General features: G+C 70.8%; 6 protein-coding genes. All 6 read left to right on the top strand.

Annotation, left to right across the window (positions count from 1 at the left end; all coding sequences use genetic code 11):
• Positions 1 to 55: 55 nt before the first annotated feature.
• From GVL05_RS05430 to GVL05_RS05405, 6 genes are read left to right on the top strand one after another with little or no spacing between them, the layout of a single operon-like run.
• A complete protein-coding gene (locus GVL05_RS05430; protein WP_123339407.1) occupies positions 56 to 1,381 on the top strand; it encodes a sugar ABC transporter substrate-binding protein in 1,326 nt (441 codons plus the stop codon).
• Between the two features lie 11 nt (positions 1,382 to 1,392).
• On the top strand, positions 1,393 to 2,370 hold the full coding sequence (locus tag GVL05_RS05425; protein WP_111083559.1) for a carbohydrate ABC transporter permease: 978 nt from the start codon (positions 1,393 to 1,395) through the stop codon (positions 2,368 to 2,370).
• Positions 2,367 to 3,227: a carbohydrate ABC transporter permease gene (locus GVL05_RS05420; protein ID WP_165901014.1), complete on the top strand. Its 861-nt coding sequence runs from the start codon at positions 2,367 to 2,369 to the stop codon at positions 3,225 to 3,227. The genes GVL05_RS05425 and GVL05_RS05420 overlap by 4 nt, the downstream gene beginning before the upstream one ends.
• On the top strand, positions 3,224 to 3,997 hold the full coding sequence (locus tag GVL05_RS05415; protein WP_159571941.1) for a hypothetical protein: 774 nt from the start codon (positions 3,224 to 3,226) through the stop codon (positions 3,995 to 3,997). Before GVL05_RS05420 ends, GVL05_RS05415 begins: the two co-directional genes overlap by 4 nt.
• 34 nt (positions 3,998 to 4,031) lie before the next feature.
• The gene (locus GVL05_RS05410; RefSeq protein ID WP_111083557.1) at positions 4,032 to 4,238 is read left to right on the top strand and encodes a hypothetical protein; all 207 of its coding nucleotides are present in this window, start codon (positions 4,032 to 4,034) and stop codon (positions 4,236 to 4,238) included.
• A gap of 48 nt (positions 4,239 to 4,286) precedes the next feature.
• Complete coding sequence (locus GVL05_RS05405; RefSeq protein WP_159571938.1) at positions 4,287 to 5,972, top strand: bifunctional 3'-5' exonuclease/DNA polymerase; 1,686 nt, start codon at positions 4,287 to 4,289, stop codon at positions 5,970 to 5,972.
• Positions 5,973 to 6,000 lie beyond the last annotated feature (28 nt).

Raw genomic sequence — 6,000 nt, 5'->3', positions numbered from 1 at the left:
CCACCCACCCCGCCCAGACCGTCGGTTCCTGACGGCCGTGCGAAAGGACCTCCCGATGACCGCACACATCCCCGCCCGAGGAACCGGCGTCCGCCGGATCCTCGTCGGCGCCGTCGCCGCCCTCGGCGCGGCCGCACTCCTCGCCGGGTGCTCCACGTCCTCCGGGGCGTCGAGCTCCGGCGGCGACTACACCGCCGCCGCGAAGGACACCAAGGCGAACCTGACGTACGCCGTCTGGGACGAGAACCAGGTCAAGGCGATCAAGGCCAACCTCAAGGGCTTCAACGAGGAGTACCCGGACATCAAGGTCAGCGTCGACGTCACGCCGTTCGCCAACTACTGGACGAAGCTGCAGACCCAGGGCTCGAGCAACACGCTGCCCGACCTGTTCTGGATGAACGGCCCCAACTTCCAGCTGTACGCGGCCAACGGCAAGCTCGCGCCGATCACCGGCGAGGTCAAGGCCGGCGACATCGACCCCGCGAAGTACTCGAGCGCGCTGAACGACCTGTACACGTACGACGACACCCAGTACGGCGTGCCGAAGGACTTCGACACCATCGGCGTCTGGGTCAACAAGGCCCTGTTCGAGAAGGCCGGCATGGACCTGCCGTCGAAGGACTGGACCTGGGACGACTTCCAGAAGACCGGCGCCGAGCTCAGCGAGAAGCTCAAGGCCGACGGCGCGTACGGCGCGGCCGGCGGCATGGACGGCCAGACGACCTACTACGACACGATCTTCCAGGCCGGGGGATCGGTCGTGAACGCGGACGGCACGAAGTCCGAGTACGCCTCGAAGGCATCGGAAGCGGGTCTGCAGTTCTGGACGGACCTGATCGACTCGGGCGCTTCGCCGTCGATGAAGCAGCTCACCGACACCACCGCCGACCAGTGGTTCACGTCGGGCAAGCTCGCGATGTACCAGGGCGGCAGCTGGTTCCGCTCGGCCCTGACCGGCACCGCGATGGAGAAGGACATCGTCGTGTACCCCCTGCCGAAGGGCAAGGAGCAGGCGACCGTCATCCACGGTGTCTCGAACGTCGTGTCCGAGGCGAGCAAGAACAAGGCCGCGGCGCAGGCGCTCCAGGTCTACCTCGCCGGCAAGACCGCCCAGCAGCAGCAGGGCGACATGGGCGCCGTCATCCCGGCCTACGAGGGCACGCAGTCCGCCTTCACGAAGACGATGCCGGACGCCGACCTGCAGGTGTTCCTCGACGCCGTCGACTACGCCAAGCCCCTGCCGGTGTCGAAGAACACCGCCGCGTGGAACACCCTCGAGACCAACCTCCTGCCGAACGCCTTCGACGGTTCGACCCCGGTCGACGACGTCGCGAAGCAGCTCGCGCAGAAGATGGACGCCGCCCTCGCCAAGGAACAGTGAGTCCCGAGCCGATGACGATCAACACCGAGCGGCCGCAGGCCGCCTCCACCCCCGCCCGGACGACGCGTTCGTCCGGGCGGGGCGCCCCCGGCCCGACGGCCGGCGGCAAGCGCGCACCCCGACGGACCGACGGCTGGTGGCCGTGGCTGTTCGTCCTGCCGCTGCTCATCGGCGTCGGCACGTTCTACATCTGGCCGATCATCCAGACGTTCTGGTACTCCTTCACCAGCTGGGGCGTGTTCGGCGGTGCGACGTTCAGCGGCGTCGCGAACTACGTCCGGCTCGCCGGTGACCCGCAGCTGTACCAGTCGCTGCTCAACACGATCGTCTACACGGTCATCGTGCTGGCCGGCATCCCGATCGCGGTGTGGCTCGCCAGCCTGCTGAACACCCCGGGCCTGCGGTTCGCGCAGTTCTACCGGGTGCTCTTCTTCCTGCCCTACGTCGCCATGCCGGCCGCGATCGCCCTCGTCTGGCGCATCATGTTCAACGGCGACTACGGCATCGTGAACTGGTTCATCGGACTGTTCGGCATCGACGGTCCGTACTGGATCTCGACGCCCGGGTTCGCGCTCGTCGCGGTGAGCTTCGTCGGCCTGTGGTCGTCCCTCGGGTTCTCGATGATCATTCTCGGCGCAGGCCTCAAGGACATCCCACCGGAGCTGTACGAGGCGGCCGAGCTCGACGGCGCGAGCCGCTGGCGGCAGTTCCGCTCCGTCACGGTCCCGCTGCTCAGCCCGAGCATCTTCTTCGTGGTCATCGTCACGACGATCTCGAGCTTCCAGCTGTTCGACCTGCTCTACGCCATCCTCGGCAGCACCAACCCGGTGATCCCGAAGACGATGTCGCTCGTCTTCTACTTCTACAGCGCCGGGTTCATCGACAACGACAAGGGCTTCGCGGCCGCGATCGCCATGGTGATCTTCCTGCTCATCGGCATCGTCACGCTCGTGCAGTTCCGTGTCCAACGGAAGTGGGTGCAGGCATGACCGCAACCGTCACACCGCCACGGGCAGCACGCCGGCCCGGTCGTCGCGGCGGCAGTCACTGGTGGATCCACGTCGTCCTCGGCGTCGGCGGCTTCGCGATGGCGTTCCCGTTCGTCTGGCAGATCATCATGTCGCTGTCCACGAACGCCCAGGTGCAGTCCGTCACCCCGACGTTCTGGCCGGGGGAGCTGCAGTGGCAGAACTACGCGCAGGTGTTCGAGCGTCTGCCGTTCCTCAGCCAGCTCGGCACGTCCGTGTACGTCACGATCATCCGCACCCTCGCGCAGATCGTGCTCTGCACGCTCGCCGGCTACGCCTTCGCCCGCATGCGGTTCCGCGGCCGGGCGATCCTGCTCGCGATCGTGCTGTCGATCCTGCTCGTGCCGTCGCAGGTCTACCTGATCTCGCAGTACCAGATCGTGCAGGGGCTCGGATGGCTCGACACCCTGATGGGGATCGTCGCGCCGGGCCTGTTCAGCGCCTTCGGCACCTTCCTGATGCGGACGGCGTTCCTGAACATGCCGCCCGAGCTCGAAGAGGCTGCGCGCATGGACGGCGCGAACCCGTTCCAGACGTTCTGGCGGATCATGCTGCCGCTCGCCCGTCCCTCGATCAGCGTGCTCGCGATCACGACGGTGCTGTGGTCGTGGAACGAGCTGCTCTGGCCGCTCGTCGTCTCGACTCGTGCCGAGGACATGCCCCTCGCCGCAGGACTCGCGACGCTGTCGAGCGACCGGACGATCGACTACCCGGTGCTCATGGCCGCGAGCCTGATGGCCATGGCCCCGGTGCTCATCATGTTCATCGTCCTGCAGCGGCGGGTGATGGACGGGCTCGCCTCGTCCGGTCTGAAGTGACCGCCGACACCCCCGGCCAGGAGGCCCGTCCCGCGTCCGTCGCGGTCCTCGCCGCCGCCGTGGGGTCGCCGGACGACTCCGCCACGGTGGCGGCCGCACTGGCCGCCACCGTGGCCGACGCGGAGCCCGCCCAGCGGGACGCCCTGCTGGTCGCCGCGCTCCGCGCGGCCGTGCCCGGCAACGCCGCGGCGCTCGAGGCGCGGGGGCTCCCGCGCAGCCTCGCCGAGGCGTCCGTGGCGGACGTCGACCGCAAACTCGACCGGTACGGTCTGCGTGGCACGGGGGTGGACTGGCTCGTCGCGGTGGCGACCGGTCGCGTGGTGGCCGTGGGGCGCCTCCAGTACGAACTCGGCGACCACCTGCCCGACGGCCAGCCGGCCTGGGGCGTCCACGTCCCGGAGACCGGGCCGCTCGATCCGGACACCTGCGACCGGTCCTTCGCCCGCGCGCCGGAGGTCCTGCGCGCCCTCGCACCGGCGCTCGCCGCCGACCGGTGGCAGTGCCGCTCGTGGATCCTCGATCCCGGTCTGGCCACGGTGCTCGGTCCCGACGCGAACCTGGTGCGCTTCGCCCGACGGTTCCGGCTCGCGCCACCCGGCCCGCACGACGCCGCCGAGGGTGACGAGAGCGTGGCGAAGTTCGTGTTCGGCGTGCCGCTGGCCACCGCGCGGGCCTCGAACGCGTCCGGTCGACTGCCCCGGGCGGTGCTCGACCGGTGGGCGGCGGGCGCGCACTGGACCGAACGGACCGGCACCGCACCCGTCGTCTGATCGCGGGCAGCAGTCAGCGCGTACCGTACAGCGCATGACGAAGCCCGACCACGACCACCTCGACGACGGCGTGGACATGACGTTCGAGGAACGACGCCAGGACACCTTCCGGCGCATGTCCGGGTCCGACGCGCACGACGCCGACCCCCGGGTCGAGGTGTCCCGCGCCGAGGACGGCGACGTCCGCATCGACGTGGCCGACACCGCAGCCGTGCGCCCCGGCGGTCCGAAGCGCGCCTGAACCGTCACCCCGTCAGCCGGTGACGGTGGGGCACGGCATGATCGTTCCGTGCACCTCGTCCTCCGCCGCGTCGACGGCGGCGTCCTCGCGACGCCCCTGACCGACTCGGGGACCGCTGACGGTGAGCCGATGCGCGTGGACGAGTCGGGCCTCCCGGCCTTCGTCGCGGCGCACGACGCGCCGAGCGTGCGCTGGGTGTGGGACGACACCGCACGCTGGTACCCGGCCGTGCTCGCCGCCGGCGGACGCGTGGGGCGCTGCGTCGACCTGCGGTTGTGCCGACGGATCCTGCGCGCAGCGCTGGCCGCGCGCGGTTCCGCACTCGCTGCAGCGCCGTCGGATGCGCTCGACGCTCCGGTGGCGGAGGCCCGGGTCGTCCGACCGACGCAGGCCCAGCTCTTCGACGACGCCCTGTTCACCGCGTCGGTGCCGGACGACGACGTCGACCCGGTCGCCGAGTTCCGGGCCCAGCTCGCGGCGGTCGCGACGTCGACGTCGCCCGGTGCCCTCCGCCTGCTGACGACCGCCGAGTCCGCCGGAGCCCTCGTCGCGGCGGAGATGCTGCACGCGGGGCTGCCGTGGCGTGCCGACGTGCACGAGCGACTGCTCGAGGAGACGCTCGGGCCGCGCGTCCCGTACGGCGTGCGGCCGCGCCGGCTCGAGGAGATCGCCGCCGTCATCCGCGAGCGCCTCGACGACCCGACGCTCAACCCGGACTCGCCGGCCGACGTCCTGCGCTCGTTGCGCCGTGCCGGGCTCATGGTGACGAGCACCCGCAAGTGGGAGCTGCAGGAGATCGAGCACCCCGTCATCGAACCGCTGCTCGAGTACAAGCGACTCGCGCGGCTCCTGACGGCGAACGGCTGGACGTGGCTCGACGACTGGGTGCGCGACGGCCGGTTCCACCCGAAGTACGTGGTCGGCGGCGTCGTCACCGGGCGCTGGGCAGCCGACGGCGGGGGAGCGATGCAGCTGCCGAAGGGCATCCGCGGGGCCGTCATCGCCGACCCGGGCTGGAAGCTCGTCGTGGCCGACGCTGCCCAGCTGGAACCGCGCGTGCTCGCCGCGATGGCCGGCGACCGAGCGATGGCCGCCGCGGGCGACGGACGCGACCTGTACGACGGCGTCGTGGCCTCGGGCGCAGTCGAGACCCGGCAGCAGGCGAAGGTGGCCATGCTGGGCGCGATGTACGGCGCCACCCAGGGCGAGGGCGGCCGGCTCGTCCCACGCCTGGTGCGGGCGTTCCCGCGCGCGCTCGACCTGGTCGAGCGCGCCGCACGCGCGGGGGAGCGGGGCGAAGCCGTCACGACGTTGCTCGGTCGGACGTCACCCGTTCCGGAGTCGTCGTGGTTCGAGGCCAGGAACCAGGCCTACACGGTCGAGGGGACCCCGGCGATGCAGCGTGCCGTCGAGTCACGGGCGCGGAGCTGGGGGCGGTTCACCCGGAACTTCGTGGTGCAGGGGACCGCGGCCGAGTGGGCGCTCGCGTGGATGGGGTCGTTGCGCTCCCGGCTCACCGCTCGGTTCCCCGGGGCGGTTACGGACGGGCCGCACCTGGTGTTCTTCGTGCACGACGAGATCGTGGTGCACGCGCCGGAGGAGCACGCCGAGTGGGTGGCGACGCAGATCCGCGAAGCCGCGGTCGACGCCGGACGCTTGCTGTTCCAGGACTTCCCGGTGACGTTCCCGCTGTCGGTCGCGGTGGTGGGGGCGTACTCCGAGGCGAAGGACTGACCGGTACCTGGTTGCATGGTGTCGTGAC

Origin of the sequence: Curtobacterium sp. 18060, assembly GCF_902706105.1 — a bacterium.
Taxonomy (GTDB): Bacteria; Actinomycetota; Actinomycetes; order Actinomycetales; family Microbacteriaceae; genus Curtobacterium.
The sequence above is the reverse complement of the archived record's forward strand: the minus strand, read 5'-3'. Positions and strand labels throughout refer to the sequence as shown.